This is a genomic window from Pseudoalteromonas sp. Z1A6 (assembly GCF_011378745.1).
Classification (GTDB): Bacteria; Pseudomonadota; Gammaproteobacteria; order Enterobacterales; family Alteromonadaceae; genus Pseudoalteromonas; species Pseudoalteromonas arctica.
In genome coordinates, this window is record NZ_WTKW01000050.1 from 1 (window position 1) to 16,789 (window position 16,789).

Annotated in this window: 8 protein-coding genes; all 8 read right to left on the reverse strand. The window is 39.0% G+C overall.

The genetic code is table 11. From position 1 onward, the window contains the following. Window positions 1-82: 82 nt before the first annotated feature. A complete protein-coding gene (locus GQR46_RS05205; RefSeq protein WP_033027177.1) occupies window positions 83-4,924 on the reverse strand; it encodes an NAD-glutamate dehydrogenase in 4,842 nt (1,613 codons plus the stop codon). 208 nt (window positions 4,925-5,132) lie between these two features. Next, complete coding sequence (locus tag GQR46_RS05210; RefSeq protein ID WP_165740265.1) at window positions 5,133-7,454, reverse strand: MMPL family transporter; 2,322 nt, start codon at window positions 7,452-7,454, stop codon at window positions 5,133-5,135. Beyond that, entirely contained in the window at window positions 7,454-8,449 is a 996-nt protein-coding gene (locus GQR46_RS05215; protein WP_165740267.1) for a YCF48-related protein, read from the reverse strand. Before GQR46_RS05215 ends, GQR46_RS05210 begins: the two co-directional genes overlap by 1 nt. Window positions 8,450-8,581: 132 nt before the next feature. Beyond that, window positions 8,582-9,946 carry a DUF1329 domain-containing protein gene (locus tag GQR46_RS05220; RefSeq protein WP_165740268.1) on the reverse strand — a complete coding sequence of 455 codons (1,365 nt, stop codon included), beginning with the start codon at window positions 9,944-9,946 and terminating at the stop codon, window positions 8,582-8,584. 13 nt (window positions 9,947-9,959) lie between these two features. Continuing rightward, window positions 9,960-12,059 carry a DUF1302 domain-containing protein gene (locus GQR46_RS05225; RefSeq protein ID WP_165740270.1) on the reverse strand — a complete coding sequence of 700 codons (2,100 nt, stop codon included), beginning with the start codon at window positions 12,057-12,059 and terminating at the stop codon, window positions 9,960-9,962. Between the two features lie 251 nt (window positions 12,060-12,310). After that, window positions 12,311-12,532, reverse strand: coding sequence for a DUF2835 family protein (locus tag GQR46_RS05230; protein WP_149592249.1), 222 nt, complete (start codon window positions 12,530-12,532; stop codon window positions 12,311-12,313). Continuing rightward, window positions 12,533-15,127: an aminopeptidase N gene (gene pepN / locus GQR46_RS05235; protein ID WP_165740272.1), complete on the reverse strand. Its 2,595-nt coding sequence runs from the start codon at window positions 15,125-15,127 to the stop codon at window positions 12,533-12,535. 47 nt (window positions 15,128-15,174) lie between these two features. Next, the gene (nhaC, locus tag GQR46_RS05240; protein WP_007586912.1) at window positions 15,175-16,638 is read right to left on the reverse strand and encodes a Na+/H+ antiporter NhaC; all 1,464 of its coding nucleotides are present in this window, start codon (window positions 16,636-16,638) and stop codon (window positions 15,175-15,177) included. Window positions 16,639-16,789 lie beyond the last annotated feature (151 nt).

Genomic DNA, 16,789 nt, shown 5'->3' on the forward strand with positions numbered 1-16,789 from the left:
CCTCAGACAAGGCTGAGGTATTGTATAACAATTTTAACAATCAGTTATTTATTTACTAAACAAATAACTGATTAAAGCTAAATTATTTTCCTGATGTATCACAGTTGTGACTTAATAACATAAGTTCACGAAGTGCAACTGAGAACTTAGCAAAGTCGTGGCTTTGTGATGTTTTAAACTCAGCCAACATTTGTTTCCAACGCTGAAGTAATAAATCTTGGCTATCCATCCACTCATCTATTTGACTATCAACATCGCTCTCGTCACCTTCAAAGCTATTTAGCACCACTTCAGATAACGTACGTTGCTGCCAATCAAGCTCTTCACGGTAAGATGAACGAGCAAGTGCTTGCCAATGATTTGCTACTGGTTGCTTAGTTATTTGCTCTAAGAACCAATGCAGACCCATTCTCGCGCCTAGTTTAAAGTAAGTATTCGATACCATCGAAATACTCTTACCTGAATTATTAGCAACCTCAGCTAAATCCATCACAGAGAATAAGCTTGATAACGAAACAATACGCTTAGCTATATCTGCAGGAACGCCGGCATCAATTAACTTATTAGCTTCAATTACAATACGGTCATTTTCTTTTTCAATCATGTATGTATTTAAATTATCGCTTAAATCTTTAAACGTTGGCGCAAAGAATTCAATTCCTTGTTCAATCGTTTGTGACTTATTACGATGACGTAAGAACCAGCGCGTAGTACGGCGAACAGTACGACGAAGTTGGTAAAGCATTTCAGTTTGTACCGCTGCTGGTATTTTATTATCCAGTGCGCTGATAGAAGACCATGTATCACGCATTTCAAATATTTCGCTAGCAATTGAGTAACACATTGCAATTTCAGCTTCGTTGGCACCGGTTTCTTCATGCATACGTACCATGAAGTTTAAACCCATATCATTAACGATACTGTTAGCAAGTTTAGTTGCAATAATTTCTTTACGAAGTGGATGGTTGTTCATCGCATCGTTAAACTTCTCACGTAGAGGACGTGGGAATGACTTCACAAGCAATTGGCGATAGTAAGGGTTTTCAGTAATTTCATCACTTACTAAAGACTCTTTTAATACCATTTTTGCGTAAGACACTAGCACTGAAAGCTCAGGGCGAGTTAAGTCTTTACCTGCGGCTGCACGTTCTGCCAATTCTTCATCACTTGGAATGAACTCAATAGCACGGTTTAACTTACCATCTTTTTCAAGTGCATGAATAAAGCGAATCTTTTCTTTAAGCGTTGAAGTACCTTTAGACTGCGTAATTGAAATAGTATGTGTTTGACGGTAACAGTCTTTTAATACTAATTCAGATACTTCATCTGTCATAGAATAAAGTAGCTCATCACGTTGTTTACGTGTTAAGTCGCCTTCAGCAACCAAGCCATTAAGTAAAATCTTAATGTTAACTTCGTTATCTGAACAGGCAACGCCCCCTACGTTATCAATAAAGTCAGTATTAACACGACCACCCTTAGCTGCAAATTCAACACGACCTAATTGAGTTGCACCTAAGTTACCACCCTCACCAATTATTTTAGCGCCTAAATCTCTACCATTGATACGTAGTGCATCGTTTGCACGATCCCCTACATCTGCATCAGTTTCTTTAGAGTTTTTAATGTATGTACCAATGCCGCCATTCCACAGTAAATCGAACTCCATCATCAATGAAGCTTTCATTAACTCATTTGGGGTCATACTTGCTTTTTTAGTGCCCAACATTTTTTTCATTTCTGGGCTAAGCGTAATTGATTTAGCAGCACGAGAGAAAACACCACCACCGGCAGAAATTAACTCTTTATTGTAATCTTCCCACGATGAACGCGGCATATTAAATAAACGTTCGCGCTCTGGGTAAGAAGTAGCAGCATCTGGGTTCGGATCAACAAAAATGTGCATATGGTTAAAGGCAACTTGTAAACGAATATGCTTAGATAACAACATACCATTACCAAATACATCACCAGCCATATCGCCTATGGCTACCACTGTAAAGTCAGTCGTTTGACAATCGATATCCATTTCACGGAAATGTCGTTTAACTGACTCCCATGCGCCTTTAGCTGTAATACCCATTTTCTTATGATCGTAACCAACCGAGCCACCTGATGCGAATGCATCGCCTAGCCAGAAATTGTATTCATTAGCTATGCCGTTTGCGATATCAGAGAAAGTAGCTGTACCTTTGTCGGCTGCAACCACTAGGTATGCATCATCTTCATCGTGGCGAACAACATCACGAGCTGGCACTACTTCACCGCGCTCTATGTTATCTGTAATATCTAGAAGACCACGGATAAAGATTTTGTAACACTCTTGGCCTTCTTTTATAAACGCTTCGCGCTCACTAGGTAATTGTTTACATACAAAACCACCTTTAGAGCCAACAGGTACAATTACTGTATTTTTAACTTGTTGCGCTTTAACTAAGCCAAGTACTTCAGTACGGAAGTCTTCACGACGGTCAGACCAACGCAGACCACCACGCGCTACTTTACCGTAACGTAAATGCACACCTTCAACGCGCGGAGAATAAACAAAGATCTCAAACGCAGGAAGTGGAAGTGGTACATCAGGAATTAAGCTAGGCTGTATTTTAAACGAAACATAAGATTTAAACTGACCTGCATCATCTTTTTGGAAATAGTTGGTACGTAGTGTCGCAACAATCATATCTACGTATAAACGTATAATGCGGTCATCATCAAGGTTTGCTACATTTTCAAGTTCTAAGTAAATTTGCGTACTTAACTTTTCAAGTGTTTTAGCACTTGCTGGGCTCTTAACTGAGAACTTTTTAGCAAATAAATTAACAATTTGCGCTGCAATGTTTGGATAATTTGCAAATGTGCTTTCAATGTAACTTTGTGAGAACGTTACACCAATTTGACGCATGTACTTAGCGTAAGCACGTAAAATAGAGGCTTCGCGGCCAGTTAGGCCACCCATTAATACTAAACGGTTAAAACCATCATTTTCAAGGCGGTTGCCCCACACATTTGTTAATGCAGCGCGAAAACGTGCTGAAATTTTATCAAAGTCTGCCATCCCTTTGCTGTCAATAAGCATCGAGAAGTCCATGATCCAGTTAATACGACCATCGCTAGTTTTAACTGAATATGGTGTTTCACCAACAACGCGCAGACCAAAGTTTTCAAGCATTGGCATAACATCAGATAAGTGAATTGGCTCATCTTTATGGAATAAGCTTAATCGTACAATATTACTGTTTGCTTCTTCTTGAGGACGGTAAAACAGCATTTCTAGCTTGTTTTCATCGCTAAGTAGTTCTAACTTTTCAATATCAACAACCGCAGCACTTGGAAGCACTTCGTCTTTGTATGAGCGTGCAAATGCATTACAGTATTTACGATTTAAATCGTTACCACGTGCTTCACCCGCAGACTCTAAAAGTGCAGATTGAAGTTTATCTTCCCACGTACGTGCAGCTTCTACTAAATTGTTTTCGATGTCTTTCACGTTATATTCGATCTTGTTGTCGGTCACACGAACGGTGTAATGAGTACGCGCCAGTGTTGACTCAGAGAAATAAGTAGTAAATTCGACTTTATCGTCAGAATTAAATGCATTAGCTAATATATCTTGCGTTTCACGACGAAGAGCCGTGTTATAGCGTTCGCGAGGAACATAAACCATGCAAGATAAAAAGCGACCATACGCATCTTTACGTACAAACAAGCGACACATATCGCGCTCTTGTACTTGTAAAACACCCATAGCAACTTCAAGTAGCTCACTTTCGCGCGCTTGAACTAGCTCGTCACGTGGGTAGGTTTCTAAAATATTTAAAACAGCTTTGTAAGCGTGTGTACCTTTAGCAAAATCACACATTTCCATAATGCGGTTAATTTTACTCTTTAAAACAGGCACATCAGTAGCACTGTTATTGTAAAAGCTTGATGAGAACAAACCAATAAAGCGGTCTTCACCAATTACATTGCCTTCATCGTCAAAACGCTTAATACCTACGTAATCGATGTAAGCTGGACGGTGAACGCGAGAAACAGAGTTAGTTTTTGTTAGGATCAGTAGGTTGCTGCTGCGTGCTTCTTGGCGGGCAACTTCTGGTAATTCTGATAATAATCGTGTGTGCTCTTCAGTAGAGTTTTTCATCAAGCCAAGGCTTGATTCCATTTTACCTTTTAATTGGTAATCACCTTGAACTGGGCTTAGCTCATATTCACGGTAACCCATTAGGGTAAAGTTATCTTTCGCTAACCAATCTAAAAACTCAGTTGTTTCTGAAACTTCTTCTGTCGTTTTATTATGATGACGTTTAGGTAACTCTTTGGTTACTGCAATCAATTTTTTACGAATTGGCTGCCAATCATCAACAGCAACTGATACATCAACAAGAACCGACTCTAACTCTTTCTTGAAAGACTCAATCACAGAAGAATCTGTTTGACGGTCAATTTCAATAAAAAATACTGTTTTAGTAGATGAGGATTCTTGCTCTGCTTTTAAATTTGATAATCCAGAAATTTTAGCGTTTTCATCGCGCTTAATTTTTAATGGGCAGTGAAGTAATAAGTGAGAGGCGATATTTTCACGAGTCATGGCCATACGAACAGAATCAACTAAAAACGGCATGTCTTTAGTAATAATCTCTACGATTGTATGTGATGACTGCCAGCCATCTTTTGCCACTTCAGGGTTGAAAACGCGGATAACTGCGTCGTCGGTAGTATTTTTTTCTAGCGAGTTCCAAAGGCTTAATGCTGCGCCATATAGGTCACTATCGTTGCGGTTTGCCAAATCCTCTTTAGACATATTGCTGTACAAGGCTTTGGCGAATTTCTCAACGAGTAACACATTATCAGCGCGAACTTTTTTCTGGATCAGCTTACAGACATTATCTAGGATAACCGAGGCTTGGCCTTCATTTCGTGTCATTGTATGTTCCTTAATCTATTACTGCTCAGGAGCAGGAATTTGTACAGCTATTCATTAGCGTGGAGTCAATCAAATTCTAACCCTTTTACAGCTAATAAACAGCCTTTTCGATGAAAACATTTTAAGCATTTCAGCTATTTGGTCATCTATTCACAAATTGTAGATATAAATGGCCTTTACAGGCCATTTAGGAGCAAAATTATTCACATTATTTTTTCTGGTCAGTCCAGAGAAGGCTACCAATAGCGGGTAATAACAACACTGCACCTAACATATTCACTAAAAACATGAAGGTTAACAGTATACCCATATCAACTTGGAATTTAAGATCTGAGAATATCCACGTACTCACACCAATCGCAAGTGTAATACCGGTAAATAGAACCGCACTGCCACGTTCAACAAGCGCATTTCGATAAGCAACACTTAATGGTACATTTTGCTTAAGCTGCCCCATCATCGACGACAGTATATAAATACCGTAATCGACCCCAATACCTACTCCTAGAGCAATAACTGGCAAAGTAGAAACGGTTAAGCCTATTTCTAATTGCACCATAAGTGCTTGTGCAAGTGTTGATACGATATAAAGCGGCAATACCACAGCAATCGTTGCTTTTACGCTTCTAAAGCTCATTAAACATAAAATGATAACGGCACCATAAACATAAAGCATCATTGGTATTTGCGCTTCTGCAACTGACTCATTAGTCGCTGCCATTACACCAACAGGTCCTGAAGCTAATTTAAATGCTAATTTATCAGTGCCCTCTTCTTGCGCAAATTGCTTAACACTCTTAATTACAGTATCTATAGTTTGTGCTTTATGATCATCTAAAAATATAATCACTGGCATAACTGAACAATCACCGTTAAGTAAACCTGTACTAGTTTCAACTCGAGACGTTGACTGCACTAAACTTGCTGAATTTCGTGGCAAGCTTTGCCATTTCAAATTGCCTTCGTTGTAGCCTGCGTTAACCGATTGAGCTACAGAGCTCAAACTTACAGCAGACTGCACACCTGCTACATTCTCTACTTTGTATTGAAAACGGCTTATACGCTCCATCACATCATGCTCAGTACATGCTGCAGGATACGCTTCTACAATTACCTTTAAGATATCAGACGAGATAGTGTACTTGTCTGATATTAAAAACGTGTCTTGATTATAACGAGCATCTTGATGCAGTGATGGCGCGCCTGCATGTAAGTCACCTATACGCATTTTATCTGCTTGCCAGTAACCTAAAGCAAATAGAACAAGGGTAAAACCAATAATCATTTTAGCTACTTTAGGATCAGTCGCTTTAACAAGTAAGTCGCGGATTTTATCAAGCATGTTTGGTTTTGCTGCATCACCAGATTGAATATGTACACTGTTTTCAAAGTTCATGTACGAAGCCCAAACTGGCAATAAGATTAAATTAGTAAATATAATTACTGCTACACCTAAACTCGCTGTAATGGCAAGTTCACGGATAATACCAATATCGATGGTAAGTAATGTTAAGAAGCCTACGGTGTCTGAAAGCAGTGCAATACCGCCTGGCACTAATAAAGCCCTAAAACTTGACTGACAACAAATACGTGTTGTTTTACCTTCACCTACTTTTTTACCAATCGCATTTATCATCTGCACACCATGGCTTACACCAATCGCAAATACTAAAAACGGTACCAAAATAGACATAGGGTCAAGGCCAAAGCCTAAACTTGAAAGCAGGCCAAGTTGCCAAACAACTGCAATAATAGAACAGGCAATAGGTAAAATGGTTAACTTCAAACTACCACAAAATAGCCAAACCATAATAAATGTAAAGGCGATAGCAATGGCAAAAAATACAACCACGCCTTTTGCGCCTTCAGCTATATCACCTGCCATTTTTGCAAAACCAATAATATGAATACTTACTTTATCTGTACTTAAAGGTTCTCTTAAATCACTTTCTAGCTTTTGTGCAAAAGCTAAAGTGTCTAATTTTTGTTGAGTTTGAGGATCTGTTTCTAAAAGCTGGGCCGTTACCATTGCACACGAGTAATCGCTGGCAATCATACGTCCTACCACTTTTGCTTTTTCGATGTTTTCTTTTACAACACCTAAACCACGCGTATCCGCTTTAAAGTTAGCAGGAATAATTGGACCGCCTGCAAAGCCATCCTCGACTACTTCAACAAAACGAGCACTGGGTGAAAATATAGAGTTAACTAATGGACGATTTACGCCAGGAATAAAATAAAGCTGATCGTGAACCGCTTTTAATTGAGTAAAGAACTCTGGATTAAATATATTGCCGCTGTCATCACACACTGAAATCAAAATACTGTTTGCACCACCAAACTGTTTTTCATGCTTAGTGTATACTTTCATATAGTCGTGATTTAACGGGATGTTTTTATTAAACGAGGCATCTAATTGAATTTGAGTTGCTTTGAATACCAGTAAACAGCTTATAAGCGCAAAACTTATAAGCATAATTAAGCGATGTCTAAAAATCGCCTTTTCAATAAAATCGAGTAACTTATGCATTAAGGGGTTAACTCCTTCACTTTAATGCCATCTTCTGTCGCCATGATTAGTTTGTTATTTAAAATCACGCCATCTAAAATTGCTTTACCATCGGCTAACTGCTCATGGGTGAGTAACCCATCTTGAAGATGAAAAATAACGCCACTATTGGCGAGCATGAGCCATTGTTTGTTATTGTAATTAATGATGTTGTTGATCGTCGCAGTTTTTACATTTTCGAAATGCTGCCACTCTTGTTCGCCATTTTGCTTAGCAAAAACATTACCTCGAAGCCCCGCTACAATTTCTTGCGTACTATCAGAGGCAACTGCAAAGAATGATCCAGGATAAATTTCCTCAATCCTTTGCCAAGTTTCGCCATCATCAATGCTTCTGGCCATTAAACCCATTTCACCAACCAACATTAATCCGTTATCTGTTTTTTCGATTCGATTAAAGTGCGGTAAAATTGAAGCTGTTTCTGCTTCATACCCTTCGGGATCGTTTTCTTTTAAATCGTTTAAGTAATCTCTGTCATCACTAAACAGTAACGAATCTAAAAAGCGCTTTTGCCAATGTTTACCACCGTCGGTGGTTTGATAAAACATACCATAGGCGCCCACTGCAAAACCTTTTAAATCATCTTCAAATAGGATATCAAGGCAGGGTTTATCTAGTTCTGGTTTAACTTGTTGTAACTGCCAATTAATACCACCATCGGTAGTATTGATAATGGTGGCATCGTGTCCACATGCCCAGCCATTATTTTCATCGCTAAAGTCAACAGCTGTTAATAGCACTTGAGTCGGTACAAGTTCAGCTTGTTGCCATTTATTACCAGTGTCACTTTTAATAACGGTACCATGCTTGCCTACTGCAATTAGCCCGTTACCTGTGTTTGTTATATCAGTAAGTAGGGTTTTATCTGCTTTAATTGCACTGATTGCATTTTCAGGGACATCCTGAGCAACACTCGCACCACTTATGATCAGGCTGGCATATACTAAATACTTCATAAATTTTAATCGCCTTGAACGAGAGAATTGTTTGTCTTTATATACTGAGGAAAGCGTTGCGCGATTTGGTATAAGACAAACGCGATGTGAAAGGAAAAGGCACTTAACATACGTTAAGTGCCTAACTTCTAACTATCTACCTGCGCGACGTAATGCGCTTGACGTAAACTCGTTATCGTTAAACGATTGTGAAAAATCGTACATTTTTTCTTGGTTATCTAAACCAATTGCTAAATAACGACGTGAATTTAAATCATGATAAACCTCAAGCGTACTCCACTGAGTAGGTACTTCGTAGTAGTTAAGGCCATAAGCCATTGCTACACGGTAAAGTTGGTCGCGGTTATCATAAATATCCGTAACCTGTACTTGCCAGCTATCTTCATCAATGTAAAACACACGTTTTTTATAGATATGGCGTGTATCGTCTTTTAAGTTAGCTTCAACAACCCAAACACGGTGTTTTTCGTAGCGTGTATGCTCTGGGTTTATGTGGCCAGGCATTAAAATGTCATCGTATTCTAACTTATCACTATGAAGCTTATAGCTGTTGTAAGGAATGTATAATTCTTGCTTACCTTTCAACGTCCAGTTGTAACGATTAGGTGAGCCATTGAACATGTCAAAGTCATCAGTAGTACGTAAGCTATCCGCTGCTGTTCCTGGTGCATCATATGCAACATTAGGTGCACGACGAACGCGGCGTTGTCCCGAGTTGTAAGTCCATGCTTGGCGTGGCGTTAATATTTGGTCCATCGTTTCATGAACAAGCAGTGCTGTACCTGCTAAGCGTGCAGGCTCTGTAACACTTTGTTTAAACTTAAACAAAATATTTGAGTCTTGCAGCTCTGCGGGTGTTGCACTCGGATCTGAATATTTAACTAATAGCTGTTCATCAAAGCCAACATAGTTATAAGAGCCTGACGCCGTTGGTGCTGCTTGACCACCAAAACGTTCAATAGATTGCCCACGGTAACGTAATAAGTGATTCCAAATTGCCTCTAAACCCGTTTTAGGAATAGGAAAAGGAATACCAATTGCTGTATTTTTAATACCATTTCCGCCTTCAACTAATTCAGCTGTTGGTGCAAACTTTTTAGTTGCGTCATAAACAAACTGTGGATAAGACGCTGAGCGACGTGTTTCATACACTGGCATTTTAAATGTGTCTGGGTATGCTTCAAATAAAGCAATTTGACCCGGACTTAAATTGGCTTTGTACTTTTCGATATTACTTTTATCAATAGTGAAAAGCACTTTGTCAGTGGTATATGGGTCAAGGTGATGCATACCCGGTTCATAACCTGCTGGTGCAGATGTAATGCCATTATTCCATGCTGGAATAGAACCATCAGCATTCGCTGCTTTTTCTGCGCCCAATGGCGTTAAATTTTGACCTAATTGAGCAACTTCGTCAGTGCTTAATTTAGCTAAGGCTGCGCTGCTTGCAAACAAGCTACAAAAAGCAGTAGCAATGAGGGTAGGTTTTATAATCATAGTAATGTTACCCCTAAATAGAATATTTTAAGTTAAAAGAAACGTAATCGCGGTCTGAGAAGGTATTAATACCGCCGCCGCCCCAAAACGAGTTGTAGCTCACATCAAGTGACCACGCATTTTGGTAGTTAAAGTTCATGGTCGCACCTAAAGATTTACGGTCTTCAATAAATAAGAACATAGGATCTGGTGTATTACCATTTACGTCATGAGAAAATACAAAACGTGGAGAGAAGTTAATACCATCGTAAAGGTCATAATAATCACCTTTAGCAATTAAGCGGTAACCCCAAGAAGATGCAGTAGCAAATGATTTTTCTTCAGCACCGTTTGATAAACCAAGCTGTAATGTTGAGTAATCAGTAGTGCCTGGGCCAGTAATAACGCCACTACGGCCAGTACCAGATACATTCAAACGCATTTCGTCATATTCTGGCATGTTATGAATTTTTACAGCACCCACTTCACCAACAACAGCCCAACTATCAGCCCCTAATGAAGGGCCAAATAAATGAGTAGCCGTAAATTGAATTTGAGATGTATCACGTTCAATATAGCCCTTGGCAACTTCACCCGCTCCAACAGAGCTTATAGCATCGCCAAAACTCATTTGCGAAATACCCGCAAAATCAGGACGAATACCGGCAAGCGCTAACTGCTCTGGCATAGCTGTATAAAGTAACTCTACGTCATCAATTTGCAGAGGCTCGTCTTGACGAAAAGCAAATTCACCCGCAAAAGCTGTTTCACCAATAGTGGTGTTAAAGCTTAAACCGTATAGTTTAATATCTTCAGGGTAGTCGTTTTCAGCTTTAGAAAAAGCAGTTAAATCAGCCACATTATCAGAGGTAATCTCTGTAGTCATAATCATTGCTAAATCTTGAGCTATAGCAGCCTGAGAAAAGTTTGATACGCGACCAGAGATAAGCGGACGACGACTGTGGTAGTTCACGTGGTATAACGCAATTTCAGTATCATTAAACTCAGGTAAAAACACACCTAAGCGAAGACCATACTGACCGCCATCTTCAGGTTCTGTTTTACCATTATCCCCTTTACCTTTAAGCGCGACCTTAGTTGGATATGCAAGGTACATTTGAGCTAATAAAGCACTCCCTTCGGCACTTGAAGGATCTATGCCTCGTGCAGCTGCTGCTAATGCAAAGTCAGATGTTAAGTTATTTAAACTATCCGTTAAAAAAGCAACATCAATATCAGGGTTAGACGTAAAGCCTAATTGAACATTTTGTTGGTAACCATTTTCTGCTGCAAAGTCATTAGTAGAAAAATACGTGCCGGCTGCTGGTAAACGCGTTTCTTGCCATTGATATTGGTAGAAACCTTCAAGCGTGATGTTTTCAGTAATACCAAGCGATGCCCAAAGCATACCGATTGGTATAAATGCTTCTTTAAGCTCAGCGCCTGGTGCTTTTAATCTGTCAATATCAACCGGGTTTACGTTAATGCCATGAGATATAAGCGTACTTTCCCCCCAGTTAACTACTTGCTGACCTAAACGAACAGATAAAGGATTATTACCATCATTTAAATCAAAATCGGCCCATACAAACGCATCTAGTAAACGTATGTCGGCACAACTTTGTGCTTTGGTGTCTTTATCGTCACATGGATCAACACCCTGCCCTGATGTAGGATTTGAGTATGCATGATTGCCATCCATTAATGCAAAGTCATAAAAATACATAAAGCGAGTGAACAAACCGTAGTTATCTTTATTTATTGAAAGGTCGTGTGTGCCCTTCAATAGTTTTGAGAATGAGTCACCACTATCAAAATTTAAATTACCCGCATCACCATTGTTTGAGTAAGAGCCCGGTTGTGCCCATACATCTTGTGATGAGTAAATAGTGTTACTTAGCGCAGGGTTGTAACCTGTCCAGTCAAAAGCTGGATTATTACTTTTACCAATTAAGCTAAAGTCCCTGTCTTCTACACGGACACTTTGCCCATATGAAAAGGTTGAATCGAAGGTAATATCAAAACCCCCAGCTTCAAATGTTACAGCTTGAGTACTGGCTGCAGATAAACCTAAACTAGCGGCTGCTAAACCTATAGCGATTTTATTTTTAACAAAAAGCGATCTTCTTATCATTTTGGTTCCCCCCTGTCGCGGGTCATTTTGTGTGATCAAGTTATTGTTTTTAGTGTAATCATAACGATAGAAGCGAATCTGCAAAATTACAAATACGCGCTCAAATCTGTCATATATTTTTATTCTGGTTGACGCTTACGTATTGGTAAGACGTCGTACCAGATAATTTATACACGTAATTTAACAATAGGACAAATTGAAATTAACAAAAATACAATATTTTTATGTATATATAACATAAAAACCGAGTGTCAGGCCACTCGTTCTAGGCGGATAAACTTGTTTTCGGGGGTTAATAAGAGTCTAAAACGGCCACGTACACCCAAGCTCGAAATGAAGGGCCTTAAATATGTAGCGGTAAAACGAATCGTTTTACCGCCATCCTCTACAACTTGTAATGAGCTAAAACGACCATGGTAGTAATCCATGCATTCGTTATAGCTCAATCTTAGGGTAAAATAATACTCAATCATTTATGCGAGCGCTTTTTCAACCTTTTCATACAAGTCAGCACTTAGGCCATCTAAATTGGCTAAGCGCTGTAATTGCAGTTTCATTGCTTGTGAGCGTACATCATCGTAACGCTTCCACGACATAAATGGTGTCAGCATACGCGATGCATTTTGTGGATTAATTGCATTAAGTTTTATTAGTAAATCACCTAATAACGCATAACCTTGGGCATCATACCGATGAAATTGCGCTGTATTAAAATGGCTAAAACTTCCTACAAGTGCACGTACACGATTGGGATTTGAAAAATCAAAACACGGGTGTTCGTAAAGTGCTTTAATATTCTCTATTGCATTACTACCCGATTGCATAGCTTGCAGTGCAAACCATTTATCCATCACCAAAACATCATGACGCCACTGACTATCAAAATGACTCAAAAGCTCGTCTCTAACAGGGTGTGAAGCTTTTACCACAGCGCTTAGGGCACCAAGTACATTAGTCATATTAGTCGAGCTTGCCGCTTCTTTAATAAAGGTTACAGCTTCTGGCTTTTGCGTTTTAGCTAGATAATGTAAGCATATTTGTTTCAAGGCACGGTTTGCAACTGCGCTTGCACTTATACTCCCATCATCTTCAAGAGATTCGTAGCAACTAAGCAGTTCATCAGCAAGTTCATCAGCAATTTGTTGCTCAAACTTTTCTGTTATTTCAATAATGTCATCTACAGGTATTACATCAAATTCAGCAGCTAACGTGTCAAAACTCGGCAATTTAAACAGCTCTGCAATTAAAGCTAAATCGCCCTCTTTGGTGTTTATAAGTACACGTAGCGCATTTATAATTTCGCTGCTTAATACGCTATTCGTTGCATCGGTGATTTGAGATTTAATCGCCTTAATGAATAGCTGCTGTTGTGCATCCCAACGTGAAAAATCACTGCGCGCAAAACGCATAATATGCAATAGTTCGGGCTCTGTTGTTTGCTGGTTTAAAATACAAGGTGCAGAAAAGTCTTCTAGCAAAACCGCAACAGGCTTTTCTAAAATATTATCAAAGCTAAATATTTGAGTCGCATTAGTTACATCGAGTACATGATCTAGCTTTTTACCTTTATATTGCAGAGCAATACTTTGTCCATTGGCATCAAGTAGTTCAATAGCAAAAGGTATATGAAGCTTTTTATTCTCTGGCTGATTAGCTGGCGCTGTTTGCTCGATTGTCAAAGTGTATGTATTTGAGCTACTATCAAATTCTTGAATTGCATTTAAACGCGGTGTACCTGATTGGCTGTACCATTGTTTAAATTGCTCTAAATCAACACCTGATGCATCGCTCATCGCACTTACAAAGTCATCACATGTAACTGCTTGCCCATCGTGGCGCTCAAAGTAAAGCGTCATCCCTTTTTGAAAATTAGTTTCACCCAGTAATGTGTGCATCATACGGATAACTTCAGCACCTTTATCGTATACAGTTACTGTATAAAAGTTATTCATTTCAATAACTTTCTCAGGGCGAATTGGGTGAGCCATAGGGCCTGCATCTTCGCTAAACTGATGCGTACGCATAACTTTGACCGCATCAATTCGGTTAAGTGCACGAGAGCCTAAATCACTACTGAACTCTTGGTCTCTAAATACAGTTAACCCTTCTTTTAGCGATAACTGAAACCAATCTCTACAAGTAACTCGGTTACCTGTCCAGTTATGAAAGTACTCATGCCCTACAATGGATTCAATCGTATGGTAGTCTTTATCTGTGGCTGTTTCTTGATTAGCTAATACGCATTTACTGTTAAAAACGTTTAGCCCTTTATTTTCCATCGCGCCCATGTTGAAAAAATCGACGGCTACAATCATATAAATATCAAGGTCATACTCTAAATTAAAGCGTTCTTCATCCCACTGCATTGCCTTTTTGAGTGAGGCAATAGCATGGGGTGTTTTAGATAAATTACCTTTATCAACAAACAATGCTAATTCTACATCTTTGCCGCTTTTAGTCGTGTACGTATCTTTTAAAACATCAAAATCGCCAGCTACAAGTGCAAATAAATAGCTCGGCTTTTTAAATGGGTCTTGCCATTTAACAAAATGACGACCATCTTGTGTTTCACCACTGTCTACTTGATTACCATTAGAAAGAAGTTGTAGATACTTTTTATCGGCAATAATAGTTACATCAAACGTGGCAAGTACATCAGGGCGATCCATGTAATAGGTGATCTTTCTAAAACCCTGCGCTTCACACTGTGTACAATACGCACCGCCAGATAAATACAAACCCTCTAAAGAAGTATTCGTCTCAGGCGATATCTCGGTCACAATACTTAATTGACAACTATCCGGTAGGTTATTAATTATTAGCTGCTCGCCAATAATTTCATAATCAGTTATATCAACCGTATCAATAGATAAAGACAGTAAGCGTAAATCAATACCATCAAGCACTAAAGGTGCTTTTTTATCACCAACACGCGTAAGCGTTAGCAAAGAGCTTACTTTGGTTGATAATGGCTGTAAGTCAAAGGTTAGCTCTGTGTGGTCAATTAAAAAATCAGGAGCTTTATAGTCTTTAAGATATTGTGCTTGAGGTTTACTTGATTCAGTCATAGATACTCCAAAACAGCTCCTTTTAAGTTAAAAGGAGCTGTTTAAAATTAGGCGGATTGTTTTGGCTTAATACGTAAAATTTTAATGCCCAAGTAGGCATAAACCACCGCTAAAACAGGGTTAATTAAGTTAAAGAAAGCGTAGAGTGCATAATCAAAAGGATTTATTAGTAAAACGCTTTGCATATATGCGCCACACGTGTTCCATGGAATTAGTGGGCTGGTAATTGTACCGCCATCTTCCAATGTACGAGATAAGTTAACAGGCTTCAAACCACGTTTTTCATATTCATCTTTAAACATACGACCAGGTACAACAATTGCAATATATTGATCGGCCGCTATCACGTTAGTACCAATACACGTTGCTATTGTTGCCGCAATTAACGATCCCGTACTTTTAGCTATTTTAAGTATGCTTTTAACAAAAATATCCAAAAGGCCTGTTTTTTCCATAATGGCACCAAACATCAGTGCAGTCATAATAAGCCATGTGGTTGTAAGCATTCCAGACATACCGCCACCACTGAGTAGGGAGTCCATTTTGTCATCGCCTGTACTTATGCTAAAACCATCAAAAAACGTCGTCCAAACAAGCTTAAAATAGCCAACTAACTGCCCTTGAGAAACATCAATTTGACTAGCAATTAAATCAGATTGAAACAACATGGCCCAAACAGCGCCCACAACAGCACCGATAGAGATAGCAGGAAAGGCTGGCATTTTTTTAATCGCTAAAACTAAAAGTACAATTAGCGGGATTAGCATTTCAAAACCAATATTAAAGTTTTGCTGTAAAATAGCCGTTATTTCATCAATGCGCCCCGCTTCGCTTGAAGCAGTTGCGTTAAAGCCCATGAATATAAATATAATCAGCGCAATTACAAAACTTGGTACTGTCGTCCACAGCATATGTTGAATATGCTCAAATAAATCAGCGCCTACAACTGCTGGCGCTAAATTGGTTGTTTCAGACAGCGGGCTTAACTTATCACCAAAGTACGCGCCAGATATAACAGCGCCTGCTGTAACTGTTTGTTCAAGTCCAAGACCCGTTGCAACGCCTAATAAAGCAACACCTATCGTAGCGGCAGTAGTCCAAGAACTACCTATACTCATAGCTACAATGCCACAAATTAAACAACTCGCTGCATAAAACCAACTTGGGTTTATAACTTGCAAGCCATAATAAATTAAAGTTGGTACAGTTCCAGAAAGTAGCCAAGTGCCAATTAACGCACCTACCATAAGTAAAATTAGGATAGCGCCAAGTGAAAGCGTTATACCTTCGATCATAGCTTGTTCTAATTTTTTCCATGTATAACCGTTTTTAAGCCCAATTAAAGCCGCTGCAAAAGTAGCAAATAAAAGTGCAATTTGGTTAGGGCCTGATGAAGAGTTATCACCAAATAAGTAAACGGCAGCACCAAGTAAACAAATTAATACAGAGATAGGAATTAATGCATCAAAAAACGAGGCGGGCTTGATTGGTTTGTCATCCAATAGCTTCAAAGTAGAGACTCCTAGACACACTTACTGTGTGTTTAATTATTATTTTTAGCACGTAAAGCGCATTAATTGAGCATGATTGTTCTAGCTCAACTTTATGTAATCAAATATTATAACAATTTAGTAAATTTTAGGTAGTAAAAAAGGCGCTAAT

Coding starts and splice junctions, on each gene's coding strand:
- GQR46_RS05205 (WP_033027177.1), bottom strand. CDS start 4,924: ATGACACGAAATGAAGGCCAAGCCTCGGTTATCCTAGATAATGTCTGT.
- GQR46_RS05210 (WP_165740265.1), bottom strand. CDS start 7,454: ATGCATAAGTTACTCGATTTTATTGAAAAGGCGATTTTTAGACATCGC.
- GQR46_RS05215 (WP_165740267.1), bottom strand. CDS start 8,449: ATGAAGTATTTAGTATATGCCAGCCTGATCATAAGTGGTGCGAGTGTT.
- GQR46_RS05220 (WP_165740268.1), bottom strand. CDS start 9,946: ATGATTATAAAACCTACCCTCATTGCTACTGCTTTTTGTAGCTTGTTT.
- GQR46_RS05225 (WP_165740270.1), bottom strand. CDS start 12,059: ATGATAAGAAGATCGCTTTTTGTTAAAAATAAAATCGCTATAGGTTTA.
- GQR46_RS05230 (WP_149592249.1), bottom strand. CDS start 12,532: ATGATTGAGTATTATTTTACCCTAAGATTGAGCTATAACGAATGCATG.
- pepN (WP_165740272.1), bottom strand. CDS start 15,127: ATGACTGAATCAAGTAAACCTCAAGCACAATATCTTAAAGACTATAAA.